We start from the raw sequence: 18,341 nt of genomic DNA on the forward strand, positions 1-18,341 counted from the left end.
GCGCTCAGTGTTCAGAAAATTCGTAATGAAAGTCATCGCCGGCCGCACTCAGTTGCACGCCCGCGAGCTTGCGCGCACTGACCGTGGCACCGATGACTTCCTCGCTCAGTCGCGGCAGGATGGTGTGCGTGAGGATCGCGTCGATCATCCGGCCACCCGATTCGATGGCGGTGCAACGACGCGCGACGAGTTCGACAGCGCTGTCGTCGTAGGCCAGTGCGATGCCGTGATTCGCTTGCAGGCGTGTGGCGATGCGGTCGAGCTGCAGCCGGATGATGCGGTGCAGGGCCTCGGCATGCAGCGGGTAGTAAGGCACGACGACGAGCCGGCCCAGCAGCGCGGGCGCGAACACCTTGAGCAACGGCTCGCGCAGCGCCGCGGCCAGCGGCTCGGGGTCGGGCCGCAGGGTCGGGTCTTCGCACAGTTGCATGACCAGGTCGGTGCCGACGTTCGAGGTCATGATGATCACGGTGTTGCGAAAGTCGATGTGGCGGCCTTCGCCGTCTTCCATCCAGCCCTTGTCGAAGACTTGGAAGAAGATCTCGTGCACATCGGTGTGCGCCTTCTCGATCTCGTCGAGCAGCACCACGCTGTAGGGCCGGCGGCGCACGGCCTCGGTGAGCACGCCGCCTTCGCCATACCCCACGTAGCCGGGCGGTGCGCCCTTGAGGGTGGAGACGGTGTGCGACTCCTGGAACTCGCTCATGTTGATGGTCACGAGGTTCTGCTCGCCACCGTAGAGGGCCTCCGACAACGCGAGCGCGGTCTCGGTCTTGCCGACGCCCGACGGGCCGCACAGCAGGAACACGCCGACGGGCTTGTTGGGGTTGTCGAGCCGCGCACGCGCGGTGCGGATGCGGCGCGAGATGGTCTCCAGCGCATCGGGCTGGGCGACCACGCGGGCCGACAGGATCTCACCGAGGCGCAGCACCGATTGCGCGTCGTCGCGCACCATGCGGCCGATGGGAATGCCGGTCCAGTCGGCCACCACGGTGGCGATGGCTTGCGCATCGACGGCCGCCAGGATGAGCGGCGATTCGCCTTGCAGCTGCACGAGCTTGTCTTGCGCCTCGTTGAGTTCGGCGCGAATCTCTTCAGGGGTTCTTTCGGGCTCGGCCGGTGCGGTATCTGCGGCAGCGGCTTCCGCGCGCTCAACGCCCTCTTCCTGCACTTCGGCTTGCGCCGGCACGGCCGCCGGCGACAGCAGCTTGCGCAGCGCCACGATGCGCTCGACCAACGCACTTTCTTCCACGCGCCGCTGCTCCAGCAGATCGAGTTCGGCCTGCGCCGCCGCCACTTCGGCCGCGATGTCCTGAACGCGCTGGTGCTCGCCGACGCCGATCGCTGCCTCGCGCCCCGCGATGCCCGACTCGATGCCCAGCACTTCGATGCGCCGCTGCAGATCCTCCAGTGCAGCCGGCAGCGCATGCTGGCTCAGCGCCACGCGCGCGCAGGCGGTGTCGAGCAGGCTCACGGCCTTGTCGGGCAACTGCCGTGCGGGAATGTAGCGGTGCGACAGGCTCACGGCCGCTTCGAGCGCGGCATCGAGGATGAGCACGCCGTGGTGCTTTTCGAGTTCGGCCGAGATGCCGCGCAGCATGACGACCGCCTTGGGCTCGGTGGGCTCGTGCACCTGGATGGTCTGAAAGCGGCGTGTGAGCGCCGGGTCTTTCTCGATGTACTTCTTGTACTCCGACCAGGTGGTCGCGCCGATGGTGCGCAGCCGTCCGCGCGCCAGCGCCGGCTTCAGCAGGTTGGCCGCGTCGCCGGTGCCGGCGGTGCCGCCCGCGCCGACCAGCGTGTGCACTTCGTCGACGAACAGCACGATGGGCTTGGGGCTTTTCTCGACCTCGTCGATCACCTGGCGCAGCCGCTGTTCGAACTCGCCCTTCACGCCCGCGCCGGCCTGCAGCAGGGTGGGGTCGAGCACCCACAGCGACACGTCCTTGAGCGAAGGCGGCACGTCGCCGGCCGCCAGCCGCGAGGCCAGCCCTTCGACCACGGCCGTCTTGCCCACGCCAGCCTCGCCGGTGAGCAACGGGTTGTTCTGCCGGCGCCGCATCAGGATGTCGATGATCTGGCGGATCTCGTCGTCGCGGCCGTAGACCGGATCGAGTTCACCCGCGCGTGCCTTGGCCGTCAGGTCGCTCGCGTACTTCGCAAGCGCCGAGCCGCCCGCCGCCGGGCCATCGCCCTGGTGGTGCGCAGCGGCCGATGCGCCGGCACTGCCAGTGCCGCCCACACTTGGCGCGACGTCGTAGTCGTCTTCGGGCGAACCTTCGGTCCATGCGGGCAACTGCGCCACCAGCACGTCGGGCACGATCTTGTCGAACTCGCGCGAGATGCCCGAAAGCACCTGCCGCAGCCCCGGCGTCTTGATGATGCCCGCAAGCAGGTAGGCGCCGCGGATCGAGGTCGCCTCGAAGCGCAGGCTGGCGTACACCCATGCGCGTTCGACGGCGTTGTCGACATGCTCCGAGATATCGCTGATCGACGTGGCGCCGTGCGGCAGGCGGTCGAGCGCGCGCACCAGGTCCTGCTCGACCGCGTCGAGGTTCAGGCCCGCGCGCTTGATGATGCGCAGCATGTCGCTGTCCTGCAGCTGCAGGATCTGGTGCAGCCAGTGCACCAGCTCGACGTACGCATTGCCGCGCAGCTTGGCGAATGCGGTGGCGGTCTCCAATGCCTTGTAGAGCATCGGATTGAGTTTCGAGAACAGGGAGACGCGGCGGATGTCGGTCATAGGGAAGATGCGGGCGCGGCAGCGGATGCCGCCGTTGCGTGGGAAGAAAACAGGGCCTCGGGCTGGAACACCATGTCGCCGGCGTCGGTGTCCGACAGGCGCGTGCCGAGCCAGCTGCCCCATCCGAGGCGCTGGCCGCCGTTGAGCTGCATGCCTTGCGCGTCCTGCTTGCGCAGCACGAGCCGCAGCTCCCAGGCGAATTCGATGCCGACGTACTGGCGCACCCAGTCGACCACCTGTCGCAGCCGCGTGCTGCCCGGCAGGAACTCGCGGAACTGCGCCTGCGACAGCGGCCCGAGCTCAAGGCGGAACTTGCTCTGCGCATCGCGCACCGCCAGGCCGATGGTGGCGCCGCCTCCCAACTGGTGGTTGCGCCCGTACAGGCCCAGGCGGCTCACCTGGCGCTCGTCGATCATCATCCAGTTGCTGACGAACTCCTCGACGCGCACCGGCACGTCGAAGTACAGCCGCAGGATCTGAATCAGGCCTTCGGGGTTGCGCGTCTGACGCACAAGATGGCCCGCCATGAAGGTGCGCGCATGGTCGGCGATGCGGTCGCGTTTCTTCAGGCCTGGCTGCCCCATGCTCATGAGGCTCGCGACGTAGTCGACGAAGCGGTGGCCGTCGACGCGGTCCAGGCTGTTGACCGACTGCGCATCGGCCCAGGCCCGGTAGAACAGCATGATCAGCCGGTGATGGAACAGGTCGGCGAATGCGCTGAGCGTGTTGTCGGCGTGGTGCCGCTTGCGCTCGCGTGCGTACTCGGTCAGGTGCAGCGGCAACGGGCCGTTGGGGCCGAACAAACCAAAGCCGTAGATCGAGATGCGCGGTGGGCCATCGCCATCCGTCTCCACGCCCGACACGTTCGATGGCGCGAAGGCCATCGAAGGCTCTTGCCCGAGCCGCAACGGCTCGTCGAGCGGGCGCGGCGCGCGGCCCAGCAGCGGATGGTCGCCCTGCGCATCGAGGCGGCGCAGCAGCATGAAGAGGTCGTGCTCGAAGGGTTGATCGAGCAGCCGGGCCCAGAGCTCGGGGTCGGCCTCGGGCATGCCGCGCGGCGCGGGCGTGGCCTGCGCGGACGGCGGGATGCCGTGGGCCATGCCGGCCACGGCCGCGTCCAGCAGCACCTCGCCGTCTTCGGCCGACGACGCTTGTTGCTGCATGCCTTCAGTGACGCCGGCTTCGCTCATACGGCGGGGCGGCGTCCCACGCGCGGCGTCCAGCGCGCGATCTCGCCGCGTTGCAGGCTGGACAGCGCGAACTCGGTGAACGCGTTGAGCGACACGTGGCGGCTGAAGAACTGCTCCAGCACGGCACCGAAGAGGTAAGGGCTGGCGCCCGAGAACGCGACCTCGTCGATCTTCAGCGCGATCTCCACGCCGCGCCCGAAGACGATCGGCCCCGGCTCGGGCAGCCGGCGGAACACCGGTGCCAGCGCCATCGAGCGCACGCCCTGGATCTGGCGGCGCACCGACGGGTCGGCCAGGTTGCCGTAGAGGTCGAGCATCTCGCGCAACGCGGCCGCGCCTTGCGCCGCATCGATGTCGGTCAGGCTCAGGTAGTTCAGGCCCAGGTGGCTGATGAGGCGCCAGGTGAGCGCGCCTTCGGCCAGCGCGGGGTAAGGCCGCGAAGGGCCGCGCAGGATGCGGATGGCGCGCACGGGTGCCGACACGCGCAGCGTGAAGTCCGACTCGAGGCCGGTCGGCATCAGCAGCGGCAAATCGCGGTTGGTGCACAGCGCATCGAGCGTGATATGCCGCAGGCTGTGCGGAAAGGGCGCGTCGTGCTGGTCGACCAGCGACACGTAGACCTCGCTGCCGGTGTAGCTGGTGCGCGTGCCCTGCGCCCGTGCGCGGTCGGACACGAGGCGCGGCTCGCGGCGCAGCGAGAAGTAGGCACCGAAGTCGCCGTCGTCGGCCGCGAACGAACCGAGGAAGGGCCGGAACTCGCGCTCCTCCGAGCCGTTGGCCATGTGGCCGGTGACGCGCTCGACCGTGAAGATCTCGAAGTCGCGCGGCCGCGTGCGGTCGATCACCGCATGGTGCTCGTGCTGGCCGGGACCGACCGGAATGCGGTCGCTGCGACGCGGCACGAGGTTGATGATGGGCGTGCAGAACAGCGAGAAGTGCTTGGCATCGACCAGCCGCTCCAGGTCGGCATCGGCACGGTCGAGCAGGATCACGATTTCCATCGTGGTGCCGCCGATGGCCGAGACCGCCGCGCGCAGTTTGCTCACGCTGAAGAACAGATAGCGATCGGGAAAGGCGAAGTACTCGTGCAGCAGGCGATAGCCCTGGAACGAGCGCGCGTCGTAAGGCAGCAGCGCCTGCTCGGGGTCGAAGCCTTCGTGGCGGATGGCGTCGTCGCCCAGCGGTACCAGGCGCGCGGTGCTGCCGGGGCCGCTGCGGCACACGGTACCCACGCTGTGGTGCGCCGCGAGTTCGAGCAGGCGCAGCGCATGCAGCTCGGCGCCCGAGAGAAAGAACTCGAGCCGGTCGAGCGGCATGTCGGAAAAGCGTGCGCCGCCCACGGCTTCGAGCCGGATGGTGAGCGCGCTCTTGGCCTGCCGCGCCACCACGGGCATCGCATGCGCGATCTCCGCCGGCACCGGCCCGATGCCCGCTTCGGCAATCCGGATGGGCCACAGGGTGACGGCATGGCCGGTGCGGAACTCGCAGGCCGTCTGCTCGCCCTTGATCATGCGGCCGCGCAGGATGGTGTGGCGCGGCAGTTCGTAGCCCGACTTCAGCGAGCCTTCGTTGAGATTGCCGTCGATCTGCACCACGGCCATGGCGGGCAGCGGCGCGAGAAAGTTGGGGTACACCACTTCGAGCAGCCGCTGCGAGAAGCGCGGAAACTCCGCGTCCATCTTGAGCTGGATGCGCGCCGTGAGAAAGCTGAAGCCTTCGAGCAGACGCTCCACGTACGGGTCGCTGACCTCGATGCCGCGCATGCCGAGCCGGCCCGCGATCTTGGGATAGCGCTGCGCGAACTCGGCCCCGAGCTCGTGCATGTAGGTGAGCTCGCGGTTGTAGTAGTCGAGGAGCCGGGCATCCATCAGCGACTCACCCCCAGGCTGCGCGCACTTCGTGTCGCTTCGCCAACCCCCTTGCAGGGGGCAACACCGGTGGCCCGGCAAAGCCGGTTCCACGGTGTTCCACGAAAAGAGAACGCCAGCATCAAAGTCCCCCGGTCGGCCGCAGCACCATGTGCCCGCTCTCCAGGTCCAGCTCCGAACGCAGGATGAACTCGATCGGGTAAGGCACCGACCACAGCGTGCCGCGGATCTCCAGCGCGAGCAGGTTGTGGTGCTCCAGCTCGGTCGCGTCGGTCACGCAGCGCACGTCGATGCTGTCCTTCATGATGCGCGGCTCGAAGTCGATGATCGAGGCGCGGATGGCCGCCTCGACGTCCGCGAAGTCGACCTCCGACATGCGCCCGCCGGCCCAGCCGCGCACGCCGTAGTTCAGCACCGAGCTGCGTGCGCGCGGCATGCCGTTGATGGTGTGGTCGGCGCCGAAGTTGGCGGTGTTCAGCAGCCATTGCAGATCGCGCAGCACCGAGTCGCGCAGCAGCTTGCCGCTCATGAGGAACGAACCCGCGCGCTCCTGCCGGGTCAGCGGCTGCTTGTCGGTCAGGCGATCGAGCAGCACGGGTTGCAGGCGGTCGCGCGCAACGCTTTCCTGCGGGTCGCCTTCGGCGTCCATCAGGGCACTCATGGCAAGGCGCTCGCCGCGGCCGCAAATTCGATGAGCCGCAGATCGAGCAATGAATGGTCGCCGGCCTCGCTGATCAGCGTGCGCTGGCCAACGCCCGCGTACTGCGCCTCGCCGGGCAGCGTGAGCCAGTCGGTGCGGCGGCCCAGCGCGGTGTCGTCGTCCAGGGCATCGAGCGGGCCGGGGTAGCGCACCGGCACCAGGCCGTTGAGTGCGCGGCCGTCGTGCAGCTCGATCTGGGCCGGGGCCCACAACAGGTCGACCAGATGCTGCGGGCGCGAGAACTTGATGCGCCGCACCGAAGGCAGCGGCAGCCATGCATAGCCCGAGGGCGTGAGCAGTTCCAGCACCGCGCCCAGGCGCGCGTCGCCGTCGCACAGCCAGGCGAATTCGCTGTGCTCGACCGGTTCGCCGTCGAGCGCCTGCACGGCGCGCGCATCCGAGCGGTCGACGCTGGCAAGGGTGCCCTGCAATGCGGGCGCGGCCTGCCGCGCGCTGTCGCGCAGGGCGGCTGCTTCTTCGGCGCGTTCGGCCGGCAGCGTCGCCGCGGCGATCAGCTGCTCGACCCAGTCCGCGTTGCCGCAGACGATGGCCGGCGCGCGTCCGCCGGCCCAGAATTCGGTGCGATGACGTTCGCCCGCGAGCGCCATCGCGCAGGTGACGCTGGCCGGCGTGAACGTGGGATCGAGCTTGGTGGCGAGCTTGAGCTGGTCTTCAGCCCGTTGCCATTCGCCGCGCAGCGCAAGAAAGTGGCACAGGGCAAGCCGCAGGCCGGCGTCCTGGGGGCGGGCGCGAATCTGCCGCTGTACCCCTTCGGTGTGCTCGGCCACGGAGCGATCGCCCAGCACTGCAAACCCATCGCCCATGAAGCTTCCTCATTGACTGCTGGCACGCGGCGCGAAAAAAAGCCGTCGTGCAAAAGACGGCCGTCGATGGCCGTCGGGGAACATCCCCGGCCGGCCCGCGAACGCGTCGCACCATCGTGCGACGCGCGCGGCCCGTCGGGCTCAGCGCAAGGAAATCAGGCTTCCTTGTTTTCCTTGATGTTCCAGGCCAGCACCGTCTCGGCGCCCTTGCCGCCCTTGTCGGTCTGTTCCCAGTACTGCTGCTTCACCTTGGCGGCCTGGAAGGCGTACTGCACGAGCACGGCGTCAGAGCCCTGTTCGGCCGTGTACTGCACCGAGGTGACCAGCACTTCTTCGAGCGTGACGCGCGTGTATTCGATCTGCGAGCCGCCGGCCTTGCACACCGACACTTCGATCTTGGACAGGTGCTTGCCGCTTGCGCAGTTCTTCATGACGGACGGTGCCGCCTTGTCGATGCGGGCCAGAACCTGCAAGTCGTTGAAGCTGGCCTTGCCCACACCGCCGCCACCGCCGCTGACCATGTTTCCAGGCTGCGTCGCACCCCAGGCAAACGACTTGATATCCGTCCATTCCTTGTGATTCGAGTCCTTGGATTCGCCGTTCGCGCCTTCGACGCGCATGAACATGTCTACTGCCATGATTAACCCCCAAAGTTATTTGCGCCCGTGTGCCGGGACACCGTTGAACTAGCTGCCGTCCTTCTTGTTGGATGGCAGCTTCGAAACCAGCCGCAAGGAAACCGTCAGCCCTTCGAGCTGATAGTGCGGCCGGAGAAAAAACTTGGCGGCGTAGTAGCCGGGGTTGTCCTCGATGGCTTCCACCTGGACTTCGGCCGCCGCCAGCGGCTTCATTGCCTTCGTGTCTTGTGACGACGTGCCGGGGCTGCCGTCGACGTAATTCATGATCCAGTCGTTGAGCCAGCGCTCCATGTCCTCGCGCTCGCGGAACGAACCGATCTTGTCGCGCACGATGCACTTCAGGTAGTGCGCGAAGCGGCAGCATGCGAACAGGTACGGCAGGCGTGCCGCCAGGTTGGCGTTGGCCGTGGCATCGGCGTCGTAGTACTCGGCCGGCGACTGCAGCGACTGCGCGCCGATGAAGGCCGCGAAGTCGGAGTTCTTGCGGTGCACCAGCGGCATGAAGCCGTTCTTGGCCAGTTCGGCCTCGCGCCGGTCGCTGATGGCGATCTCGGTCGGGCACTTCATGTCCACGCCGCCGTCGTCGGTCGGGAAGGTGTGCGTGGGCAGGTTCTCGACCGCGCCACCCGACTCCACGCCGCGGATCGACGTGCACCAGCCGAACTGCTTGAACGAGCGGTTGATGTTCACGCCCATCGCGTAGGCCGAGTTGGCCCAGGTGTAGCGCGTGTGCTGTGCCGAATCGGTTTCTTCCTCGAACTCGAATTCGTCGACCGGGTTGGTGCGCGCGCCATAAGGCAGGCGCGCCAGGAAGCGCGGCATGGCCAGGCCGATGTAGCGCGCATCTTCCGAATCGCGCAGCGAGCGCCATGCGGTGTGCTCGGTGTTCTGGAAGATCTTGGTCAGGTCGCGCGGGTTCGACAGCTCCTGCCACGAGTCCATCTGCATCACGGTAGGCGATGCGCCGGCGATGAAGGGGCAGTGCGCGGCCGCGGCGATCTTGGCCATTTCGCCGAGCATCTCGACGTCGGGCGGGCTGTGGTCGAAGTGGAAGTCGCCGATCAGCGCGCCGAAGGGCTCGCCGCCGAACTGGCCGTACTCGGCTTCGTAGATCTTCTTGAACAACGGGCTCTGGTCCCAGCCGATGCCCTTGTGGCGCTTGAGCGAGCGCGCCACTTCGCGCTTGGACGCGCACATCACGCGGATCTTGAGCTGCTCGTCGGTCTCGGTGTTGTTCACGAGATAGTGCAGGCCGCGCCATGCGCCTTCGAGCTGCTGGAAGTCTTCGTGGTGCAGGATCTGGTTGATCTGCTCCGAGAGCTTGCGGTCGATCTCCGTGATGATGGCCTGCACCGAGCGGTAGGCATCGTTGGAGATGGTGACGGTGTTTTCCAGCGCCTGCACGGCCAGCGTCTTGACGGCGTTCTCCACCGCCTCGCGGGCCTGGTCGGTCTTGGGCTTGAACTCGCGCTGCAGGAGGTCGGAGAACTCGTTCGGCGCGAGCGCCTCCACGGTGGCCTGCGCTTGCGCTGCTGTCTGTTTGGGTGCGGTGCTCATGATGGAGATCCTGTCGTCGTCGGCTTGCGTTGCGGGTGCTGCTCGTGCGTGCGCTTACTCGGAAGAAGCGCCGGGTGCCGAGCCCGCTTTTTCGTTCGCGGCTTCCACCGCCTTGGCAACGGCGGGGTTGGGCGCGGACGCCAGCGACTTGAGCAGCGCCGGGTTCTGCAGCGCCTGCGCGATCAGTTGTTCCGCACCGTTCTTGCCGTCCATGTAGGACAGCAGGTTCGACAGCTCGGTGCGCGCTTCGAGCAGCTGCTGCAGCGCATCGACCTGGCGTGCGATGCGCGCGGGCGAGAAGTCGTCCATGCTGTCGAAGGTGATGTCGACATTCATCTGGCCTTCGCCGGTGAGCGTGTTGGGCACCTGGAAGGCCACGCGCGGCTTGATCGACTTCATGCGGTCGTCGAAGTTGTCGATGTCCACGGCCATGAATTCACGTTCGGCCAGGTCCGGCATCGGATCGATCTGCTTGCCCGCGAGATCGGCGATGACGCCCATCACGAAGGGCAGCTGGATCTTGCGTTCGCTGCCGTAGATCTCGACGTCGTACTCGATCTGCACACGCGGCGCGCGGTTGCGCGCGATGAACTTCTGACCACTGTTTCTGACACGGTTGTCTGCCATAAGCTTCCTCTTGAATCTGAATGCGTGTGGGGTCCGCCCCTGATCGACCGGCTGTCGCCGGGCCCGCGGCGTCTGGTGGCTATTGCGACGGGCTCCCGCCGTTCAACGGCCGCCCCGCGAGGCTCTCTATCTTTTGCAATCCCTCGGGCACGAGCTCTTCGATGATCTGGAAGAAGTTGAGGTCCAGCAGCCGCTGCGCTCTTCGTATCAGCATGGGCGCCGGATGGCTGGGCTCCGCACGCTCCAGATACAGGCAAGCTTTTTCCAACAACACTTGCACATCATCACGACTCGATATTTCAATATCTTTAATGCTGGCCGCGCGTAGTCCTGCGCCGCCATTTGCAGCCGTACCGGCCGCGGCATTTGGTACTACCGATTCGGTGGGTGCGACCCCATCCGATGCCACTCCTGATGGGGCTTCAACAGCTTGCGACGGGTCGGGTTGCGCCTGCTCGGGGAGCAGCTGGACCACCGTGCGCAGCGAGCGTTCGAGGCGCGAGAAGTCGGGCGCCCAGCTTTGCCCCAACGCGCGCTCGGAGGTCTGGCGAATGCGCTGCAGCAGATCGAGCGCGGCACGCAGGGCCACCACCGGCGGCGCTTCTTTCTCGTGCGCGCGGCGGGCCGCATCGCGCAGGCGGCCGATGCCGCCGGGGTAGTCGACCTGGTCGGTCTTGCTCGAATCGAGCAGCGCCTCGACCTGCCGCAGGCTCATGGCCGCGCCGCCGTCGTCCAGCAGGCGCGCATCGCGCACGCTGCGTCCGAGTCCTTCGGATTCGGCCAGGGCAGCCAACGCATTCATGCGCGGCAACGGGTCTTCGAAATCCTCATCGACCACCACGCGCGGATGCACGTCGCTCCAGAACTTCTGCAGCACCGCATCGACCACCTGCAGGCCGTCGACATAGCCCGGAAGGCCCCGGCTTTCGGTCCATGCCAGCGTGAGCGGCACCAGCACACGCAGGTCTCGCGTGCGCGTGCACAGCTGCTTGGCGATGCGCTCGACGCGGGCCCAGTCCGGTGGCTCGGCGGGGATGATGGTCGACCCGAACTGTTGTTCGCGCTTGCCCGTCGTTGCCTGCTGCAGTGCCATGAAATCGGGGTCGTACTCCAGATCTTCACCGCACGGGAACGGGCCCTCCACAGGCGACTGCAACAGTTCGATCTCGCTCGGCGACAACTCTTCTCCCCTGTTAACCGTTTTTCAACAATAGTTATCTTGAGGGGTACGCAAGCTTCGGTCAACCGCAACAGAATGCAACGCGCAGCCTATGAATCACAAAGGAGTACAACTCCTTTTAAAACGTTTACCGAACGTCTACAGCGCAACTACAACAGTCCGCGCCCGGCCAGGTTGCGCATCAACGCGCCGATGCCGAAAGTCCATCGCGGCGCCTGATCGGCGTGCACCACGCGATTGACCAACGCTCCCAATTCGGGTGCGGCGATGCGCACGCTGTCGCCCACCACATGGGTGAATCCTTGACCAGGCCCGTGACGGTCTTGTGTCGGCGCAAACATGGTTCCCAGAAACAACATGAAACCGTCTGGGTAGGCGTGATGTATGCCCACCGTCTGCGCCACGAGGTCGAGCGGATCGCGGCTGATCTTCGACAACGAGCTCGATCCTTCGAGCCTGAAGCCTTCGGGCCCCGTCACTTCGAGCCCGACCGTGATGCGGCGCACATCCGCGATGCCGAAGTGCGCATCGAACAGACGGACGAAGGGGCCGATGGCGCACGAGGCGTTGTTGTCCTTCGCCTTGCCGAGCAGCAATGCGCTGCGGCCTTCGAAGTCGCGCAGGTTGACGTCGTTGCCGAGCGCGGCACCCAGCGTCTGGCCGCGGCTGTTGACCGCGAGCACGACTTCGGGCTCTGGGTTGTTCCACACGGAGCCCGAATGGATGCCGACGTCGGCGCCCGTGCCCACGGCCGCAAGCACCGGGGCCTTGGTGAAGATCTCGGCGTCGGGGCCGATGCCGACTTCGAGGTACTGCGACCACAGGCCCTGCGCGATCAGCACGTCCTTGACCTTCGCGGCTTCGGGCGAGCCCGGCACGATGTCGGCAAGGTTGTCGCCGAGCACATCGCCGATTGCGGCGCGCGTGGCTTCGGCCTTCGATGCATCGCCGCGCGCCTGCTCCTCGATCACGCGCTCGAGCAGGCTCGCGACGAAGGTCACGCCACTGGCCTTGATGGCCTGCAAGTCGCAGGGCGCAAGCAGCCAGGGCTTGCTTTCGTCGCGCGCGGTCTCATCGCTGTTGGCGAGCACGGCGTCGAGCGTTGCGATGCGCGGTGCGTTCGTCATCAATGCCCGGCGAACGGCTTCTGCAGGCTGTGCGTCGCCTTCGAGCAGCTCGCTCATGGTCGATGCGAGCGTCGAGAGGTCGTGCAGGCCGCCCTCATGAACAGCCACCAGCACCGGGCCCACGCCCGGTTGCCAGATGCGGCCGACCAGTGTGGCGCGCTCGGCGTCGCGGGGCAGGCTGGAAGAAGTCGAGAGGTTCAAGGGCATGGCGTCGTGTCTCCGTAGGTATGTGTCGCTACGGGGCATCGTAGCGGCGCATCGCGGATGACGACGGCCGGCCCTGTCAGTGCCCCGGTGCCGCGCGCACGCGGGCGACTTCGGCGGGCAGGTCTTTCCACGCCGGCTCCTGCGGCGCGAAGCGTGCGCGCATGTAGCCGGCCAGTTCGGCGATCTGCCGGTCGTCGAGGGCTTCGCGAAACGCGGGCATGAAGCCGATGTCGCGGCTCGCGGGTTCGCGCACGCCATCGAGGATGGTGCGCAGCAGGTTGTCGGGCCGCGCATTCGTGAGGTTGCTGTTGAGCGCGAGCGGCGTGTTCACGCCCAGCAGCGTGGGGCCGTTGCCATCGTGATGGCATGACGCACATGCACTGTCGAACATGCGCTGCGCGGAGCCGAGCAACTGGCCTTGCGTGCGGGCGGCGTTGTCGATCGCCTGTTGCGCGATGGCCTGTGGTTCGGCCACCGGCGATGGATTGAACGAGCCGAGGTAGGTGGCCATGGCGCGCACATCGGCGTCGGGCACCTGGGCCAGTTCGCGCACCACCTCGGCCATCGGGCCGCCAGCGATGCCGTGGCGTGGCGAGTGGCCGTTGCGCAGGTAGCGATAGAGCGCGTCGGCATCCCACGGCACGGCCGACTTCGACAACTGCGTGAGCGAGGGTGCTTCCCAGCCGTCGACCATCGCGCCCGAGAGAAAGGCGCTGCCGCCCTGCTCTGCACCCAATGCATTGCGCGGCGTGTGGCAGGCGCCGCAATGGCCCAGGCCGTTGACGAGGTAGGCGCCGCGGTTCCACTCGGCGCTTTGCGTGGCCACGGGCTGCAATGGCGCGGGGTCATGAAAGAGCGCGTTCCAGCCGGCCATCAGCGGCCGCATGCTGAACGGGAACTTGAGTTCGGACTTCGGCGTTTCGGCGCGCACGGCAGGCATCGACATGAAGTACGCATAGAGCGCCTGCAGGTCGTCGTCGCTGGTCTTCGCGAATGCGGTGTAGGGGAACGCGGGGTACAGGTGATGGCCGTCGCGCGAGACGCCTTCGCGCATCGCGCGCTGGAAGGCGCTGAACGACCAGCGGCCCAGGCCGGTGTCGGCATCGGGCGTGAGGTTGGTGGTGTAGAGCGTGCCGAAGGGCGTGTCCATCGCGCGGCCTCCGGCGTTGGGTGCCCCGCCGGGTGCAGTGTGGCACACGGCGCAATCGCCGAGGGCGGCGAGCACGCGGCCGCGCTCGATGGTGGACTCGCTGTAGACCGGTGCGGTGAGGGACACGGGCGCGATGGCGGAGCGCCAGCCGAGCAGGCCGGCAACAACGCCGATGCCGCCGATGAAGAGGGCTGCGCCCGTCGCCCACACACCCTTCCTCTTGGGCCAGATGGCTTCGGCATTGCTCCTTCCCCCTCTGGGGGAAGGTTGGGATGGGGGCACAGCAGCGTCACCATCTGAGCGCCGTATGCCCCCACCCCCGCCCTCCCCCAGAGGGGGAGGGAGCAAACCCCGATTCAACTCCGCCAACACCGTCTCCGGCGTGAACGGCGGCGCCCGAAACCGCACCCCCGTCGCATCGAAGATCGCATTCGCGATCGCCGCCGTCCCCGGCACCGACGACGATTCCCCCGCCCCCAGCGAAGGCTCGCCCGGACGCGGCATGTGCATCACCTCGATCACCGGCACTTCGCGGAAGTTGATGATCGGGTAGCTGCCCCACTCGCGGCTCGCGACCACGCCCGACGGCAACACGCCCGGCAGCTGCGCACCACCGGCCTCGGCGCCACCCTGCTGCGGCGCGAACTGCACACGCTCCTTGAGCGCCCGGCTGGTCGTCTGGATCACATTGCCGTGCACCTGGTGCTCGACACCTGCGGGGTTGATCATCAAGCCCGCGTCATGCCCCACCACGACGCGGCGCACATGCACCTCGCCGGTCTTGCGGTTGACCTCGACATCGGCCACCCATGCGGCCCACGCGGCACCGAAGCCGGGCCACTTGCTGTGGATGTAGCGCGCATACGCGAAGCCCTGGCCGAAGAGGATGTCGCCGCCCTCGCCCAGCCCGCCGTCGGCGTTCTCCTGCGGCCCGGTGCGCATGCGCCAGCCGGCCTTCTGCGCGGTGGCCTGCACCAGCTCGACCGCGCGCGGATCTTCCAGATGGCGCAGCCGGAACTGCACCGGATCGACACCCGCAGCCGTCGCCAGCTCGTCGATGTACGACTCATGCGCAAACGAACTCGGCAGTGCCGACACGCCGCGCAGCCACGAGGCGCGCACGATCGGCGCCATGTCGTTGACCTTCACGCGCAGGTTGTCGTAGCTGTAGGGCGGGCGCGCGGTGCGGTCGCCCATCTCGAAGGCCTGCGCCACCGGCTCGATGGTGCGCGTGAGCAGCAGCGCGAGCGTCGGCGCGCCGTTCGATGGGTACGAGGTCTCGAAGTCGTAGGCGGCGATACGGCCATCGGCCATCAGGCCGCCGTCGATCTCCATGAGCTGCGCGGCGCCCTTCGGCTCCCACGCGTGTTCCTGCTCGCGCGTGAGCTGCACGCGCACCGGCATGCCGACCGCGCGTGCGAGCAGCGCGGCGTCCGCAGCCACGTCGTCCGCGCCATTGCGGCCATAGCAGCCTGCGGCCTCCATGCGGACCACATCGACCTGCACGTCTTCGACGCCCATGAGCTTCGCCAGGTCGGCGCGCAGCACATGCGGGTTCTGCGAACCGGCCCAGCAGCGCAGCTGCATGCCGCTGCCATCGGCCGGTTGCCATTCGGCCAGCGCGCATGAAGGGCCGATGGACGCATGCATCTGGTACGGCCACACGTAGGTGCGCTGCATCGGCTGCGCGGCCGCGGCCATCGCACCATCGACATCGCCTTCATCGACCAGCAGGCGCTGCGTCGAAGGGTTGTCGCGCAGGGCCTGCGCAACATCGGACAGGTCGGGCATGCCGGGCCACGGCTTCCACTTCACGCGCAGTTCGCGCAGTGCCTGTTCAGCGTGTTCCTCGCGCTCGGCCACGATGCCGACGAAATCGCGGATGACGACCACGGCACGGATGCCGGGAATGTGCGCGATGGAAGATTCATCGACCGACTCGAGCGTGTTGCCGATGAACTCGCCATGGTCCGCGCCCGCATAGGGCGGACGCACCACGCGACCGTGCAGCATGCCGGGCACGCGCATGTCGTGCACGAACACGAGCTCGCCCGCGAGCTTGGCGGGAATATCGACGCGCGCCTGCCGCGTGCCGACCACGCGGTAGTCGGCCGGGTTCTTGGGCTGCGCCTGCGGGTCGAGCCGCAGCACGGTGCGCTGGCCGGCAACGAGTTCGGCATAGCTGACGTGGTGGTCCGGCGCTTCGGTGACGCGCACCACGCCATTGCGCACCTGCAGCGCATCGACCGCCACGCCAAGGCGCTCGGCCGCGCGCGCAAGCAGCCATGCACGCGCCTGCGCCGCGGCCAGGCGCAGCGGCTGCGCATGGATCTGGATCGATGCGCTCGCGATCGTCGCGCCCTGGTTGGGCACGCGCGCGGTGTCGCCGAGCATCATGCGCACGCAGGGCATGCCGAGGTCGAGCTCCTCCGCCACGATCTGCGCGAGCGCGGTCTGGATGCCGGTGCCCAGGTCGACGTGGCCGTTGAGCGCGGAGGCGCTGCCGTCGTCCCACACGGCGAGCAGGATCTCGTCGCCTTCGATGGGGTTGCCGGCGATCAATGCGGGCTGGCCTTTGGTGGGCGGCGGTGCAGGGGGCGCCTCGCGCACGATGAGCAGGACGCCATCGGCCGACAAGAACTCGGCGCGTGTTTGCGGCAGATCGGCGCGTCGCGTCATCGCTGTTGCCCCGTTTCCCCGTCTTGCTCCCTCTCCCTCTGGGAGAGGGTTGGGGTGAGGGCACGCGGCGATGGTTGAGGCTGTGCTTGTGTGAAGGCCGATGCCCTCACCCTAGCCCTCTCCCAGAGGGAGAGGGGATAAAACCTCGGGAGGCGACAACGTGGGCGGCTCACGGGTTCGTCTCCGCGCGCATGCGCAGCGCCGCACGATGCACCGCATCGAGAATTTCAATGTGCGTGCCGCAACGGCACAGGTTGCCCGACAGCTCGCTGCGAATGCGCGCCTCGCTCGCCTGCGGATCGCGCGCGAGCAACGCCGCCGCCTGCATGACCATGCCGTTCAGGCAGTAGCCACACTGCGCGGCCTGCGCGTCTTCGAACGCAGCCTGCACCGGATGCCAATTGCCCCGCGCCCCCAGCCCTTCGAGCGTCGTGATCGCACGCCCCGCCACGCCATGCGCCGGAATCACGCAGGCACGCGCCGCCACCCCATCGACATGCACCGTGCAGGCACCGCACTGCCCCAGCCCGCAGCCGTACTTGGGGCCGTTCAGCCCCAGATCGTTGCGCAGCAGATGCAGCAGCGTCGCCTCGCGCGGCACGCCGGCGATTGCATGCGCCTGGCCGTTGACCCGCAGGTGCAGCGGCTCAGCGCCGCAACTGGCCGTCACGGGTGTACATCTCCAGGTCCACGAAGGTCGAGCCGTTGTGGTTCTTCGCGCTGTAGTCGACGGGGAAGTCGCCGAAGCGCGTGCTGCCGATGCTTTCGAGCCCGGCGATGAAGCTGTCGCGCGTGAGCGTCTTGCCCGCGCGGCGTAGGCCCTCGACCATCACGCGCGCGACGATGTAGCCCTCGAGCGCGGTGTAGCTGTCGATCTTCTCGCCGAACTCGGCGCGGTCGCGCTGGTAGTCGGCCACGATGGGCACGCGCTGCGCGGTCGGCGGCGGCACGATGCTGGCCGTGACCAGCCCGGCGAGCTTGCCGTCGAGCCGCTTGGCGGAGCCGGCCGCATCGGTGATGCCGACCGACAGCGTGTACAGCGGCGCCGCCACCGCATTGGCGCGGTAGTCGCGCATGAACACCTCGACCATGCGGCCGGCCATGATCATCACGACCGCACCGGGCTTGGCTTCGGCCAGGCTCGCGACGACGGACTTCGCGTCTTCGGCGGTGATCGCCAGCGGCAAGGTCTTGAGCACCTTGACCTTGTAGTCGGCCGCCAGCTCCTCGCAGGTCGCGAGGTTCGACTTGCCGAAGGCGCTGTCTTGATAGACCACCGCGATCGACTGGATGCCGAGGGTCGAGAGGTGGCTGATGATCTTGCGCAGTTCCAGGTCGTAGCCCGCGCGCACGTGGAACAGGTAGCGGTTGGTCTTGGTGCGAAACGACGTGGTGCCCACCAGCGGCGCGAACATCGGCACGCCGGCCTTCTCGGCCAGCGGCATCGCGGCCGCGAGGTTGCCGGTGGCCACGTAGCCGGTGAGCGCGAAGACCTTGTCTTCATCGATCAGCTTCGCGGTGTTGACGGCCGTCTTCGCGGGGTCGTAGGCGTCGTCATACGTGATCAGTTCGATCTTGCGGCCGTTGACGCCGCCCGACTTGTTGACGCGGTCGAAGTACAGCTTGATGCCCGCGCGGTAGTCGACGCCGAAGTCTTTGGCCGGGCCGCTGAACACGGCCGACTGGCCGATGCGGATGGTGGTGTCCGTCACGCCGTTGTCCGCGCGTGCCGACCGCAGCAAACCCGGGCCGAGCGCCAGGGCCGCGCCGCCCGCCACCACCGCGCGCCTTGAAATCGAAAGCTTCATGCGTCGTTTGTCTCGTTGTTTTTTCTGGTCTTGTCGTGGTTGC

At 67.6% G+C, this 18,341-nt stretch carries 13 protein-coding genes; all 13 read right to left on the bottom strand.

The window, feature by feature from the left end; translation table 11 throughout:
- Positions 1–4 precede the first annotated feature (4 nt).
- Positions 5–2,743, bottom strand: a complete 2,739-nt coding sequence (tssH, locus tag ACGLHS_RS27780; protein ID WP_394485057.1) for a type VI secretion system ATPase TssH — start codon at positions 2,741–2,743, stop codon at positions 5–7.
- The gene (tssG, locus tag ACGLHS_RS27785) at positions 2,740–3,933 is read right to left on the bottom strand and encodes a type VI secretion system baseplate subunit TssG (protein ID WP_394485059.1); all 1,194 of its coding nucleotides are present in this window, start codon (positions 3,931–3,933) and stop codon (positions 2,740–2,742) included. The genes tssH and tssG overlap by 4 nt, the downstream gene beginning before the upstream one ends.
- Positions 3,930–5,801, bottom strand: coding sequence for a type VI secretion system baseplate subunit TssF (tssF, locus tag ACGLHS_RS27790; protein ID WP_394485061.1), 1,872 nt, complete (start codon positions 5,799–5,801; stop codon positions 3,930–3,932). Before tssF ends, tssG begins: the two co-directional genes overlap by 4 nt.
- A 121-nt stretch (positions 5,802–5,922) precedes the next feature.
- Positions 5,923–6,450: a type VI secretion system baseplate subunit TssE gene (tssE, locus tag ACGLHS_RS27795; RefSeq protein ID WP_093247106.1), complete on the bottom strand. Its 528-nt coding sequence runs from the start codon at positions 6,448–6,450 to the stop codon at positions 5,923–5,925.
- An 8-nt stretch (positions 6,451–6,458) separates the two neighbouring features.
- Entirely contained in the window at positions 6,459–7,325 is an 867-nt protein-coding gene (locus tag ACGLHS_RS27800) for a type VI secretion system accessory protein TagJ (RefSeq protein WP_093247107.1), read from the bottom strand.
- Positions 7,326–7,480: 155 nt separating this feature from the next.
- Positions 7,481–7,963, bottom strand: a complete 483-nt coding sequence (locus ACGLHS_RS27805) for a type VI secretion system tube protein Hcp (protein WP_093247108.1) — start codon at positions 7,961–7,963, stop codon at positions 7,481–7,483.
- 48 nt (positions 7,964–8,011) lie between these two features.
- Positions 8,012–9,520, bottom strand: coding sequence for a type VI secretion system contractile sheath large subunit (gene tssC / locus ACGLHS_RS27810; RefSeq protein WP_093247109.1), 1,509 nt, complete (start codon positions 9,518–9,520; stop codon positions 8,012–8,014).
- Positions 9,521–9,574: 54 nt separating this feature from the next.
- Positions 9,575–10,147, bottom strand: a complete 573-nt coding sequence (tssB, locus tag ACGLHS_RS27815) for a type VI secretion system contractile sheath small subunit (RefSeq protein WP_093247110.1) — start codon at positions 10,145–10,147, stop codon at positions 9,575–9,577.
- Positions 10,148–10,226: 79 nt separating this feature from the next.
- On the bottom strand, positions 10,227–11,327 hold the full coding sequence (tssA, locus tag ACGLHS_RS27820; RefSeq protein ID WP_394485064.1) for a type VI secretion system protein TssA: 1,101 nt from the start codon (positions 11,325–11,327) through the stop codon (positions 10,227–10,229).
- 149 nt (positions 11,328–11,476) lie between these two features.
- Positions 11,477–12,661, bottom strand: coding sequence for a fumarylacetoacetate hydrolase family protein (locus tag ACGLHS_RS27825; RefSeq protein WP_394485067.1), 1,185 nt, complete (start codon positions 12,659–12,661; stop codon positions 11,477–11,479).
- A 76-nt stretch (positions 12,662–12,737) separates the two neighbouring features.
- A complete protein-coding gene (locus ACGLHS_RS27830) occupies positions 12,738–16,490 on the bottom strand; it encodes a molybdopterin cofactor-binding domain-containing protein (RefSeq protein WP_394485069.1) in 3,753 nt (1,250 codons plus the stop codon).
- 169 nt (positions 16,491–16,659) lie between these two features.
- Positions 16,660–17,160, bottom strand: coding sequence for a (2Fe-2S)-binding protein (locus ACGLHS_RS27835; RefSeq protein ID WP_394485071.1), 501 nt, complete (start codon positions 17,158–17,160; stop codon positions 16,660–16,662).
- On the bottom strand, positions 17,138–18,298 hold the full coding sequence (locus tag ACGLHS_RS27840) for an ABC transporter substrate-binding protein (RefSeq protein WP_394485073.1): 1,161 nt from the start codon (positions 18,296–18,298) through the stop codon (positions 17,138–17,140). The genes ACGLHS_RS27835 and ACGLHS_RS27840 overlap by 23 nt, the downstream gene beginning before the upstream one ends.
- Between the last annotated feature and the right edge of the window lie 43 nt (positions 18,299–18,341).

This window comes from Variovorax sp. VaC1 (assembly GCF_043658315.1).
GTDB lineage: Bacteria > Pseudomonadota > Gammaproteobacteria > Burkholderiales > Burkholderiaceae_C > Variovorax.

Excerpts from the sequence above, each read along its gene's own strand:
- tssH (WP_394485057.1), bottom strand. The coding sequence starts at position 2,743 with ATGACCGACATCCGCCGCGTCTCCCTGTTCTCGAAACTCAATCCGATG.
- tssG (WP_394485059.1), bottom strand. The coding sequence starts at position 3,933 with ATGAGCGAAGCCGGCGTCACTGAAGGCATGCAGCAACAAGCGTCGTCG.
- tssF (WP_394485061.1), bottom strand. The coding sequence starts at position 5,801 with ATGGATGCCCGGCTCCTCGACTACTACAACCGCGAGCTCACCTACATG.
- tssE (WP_093247106.1), bottom strand. The coding sequence starts at position 6,450 with ATGGACGCCGAAGGCGACCCGCAGGAAAGCGTTGCGCGCGACCGCCTG.
- ACGLHS_RS27800 (WP_093247107.1), bottom strand. The coding sequence starts at position 7,325 with ATGGGCGATGGGTTTGCAGTGCTGGGCGATCGCTCCGTGGCCGAGCAC.
- ACGLHS_RS27805 (WP_093247108.1), bottom strand. The coding sequence starts at position 7,963 with ATGGCAGTAGACATGTTCATGCGCGTCGAAGGCGCGAACGGCGAATCC.
- tssC (WP_093247109.1), bottom strand. The coding sequence starts at position 9,520 with ATGAGCACCGCACCCAAACAGACAGCAGCGCAAGCGCAGGCCACCGTG.
- tssB (WP_093247110.1), bottom strand. The coding sequence starts at position 10,147 with ATGGCAGACAACCGTGTCAGAAACAGTGGTCAGAAGTTCATCGCGCGC.
- ACGLHS_RS27825 (WP_394485067.1), bottom strand. The coding sequence starts at position 12,661 with ATGCCCTTGAACCTCTCGACTTCTTCCAGCCTGCCCCGCGACGCCGAG.
- ACGLHS_RS27830 (WP_394485069.1), bottom strand. The coding sequence starts at position 16,490 with ATGACGCGACGCGCCGATCTGCCGCAAACACGCGCCGAGTTCTTGTCG.
- ACGLHS_RS27840 (WP_394485073.1), bottom strand. The coding sequence starts at position 18,298 with ATGAAGCTTTCGATTTCAAGGCGCGCGGTGGTGGCGGGCGGCGCGGCC.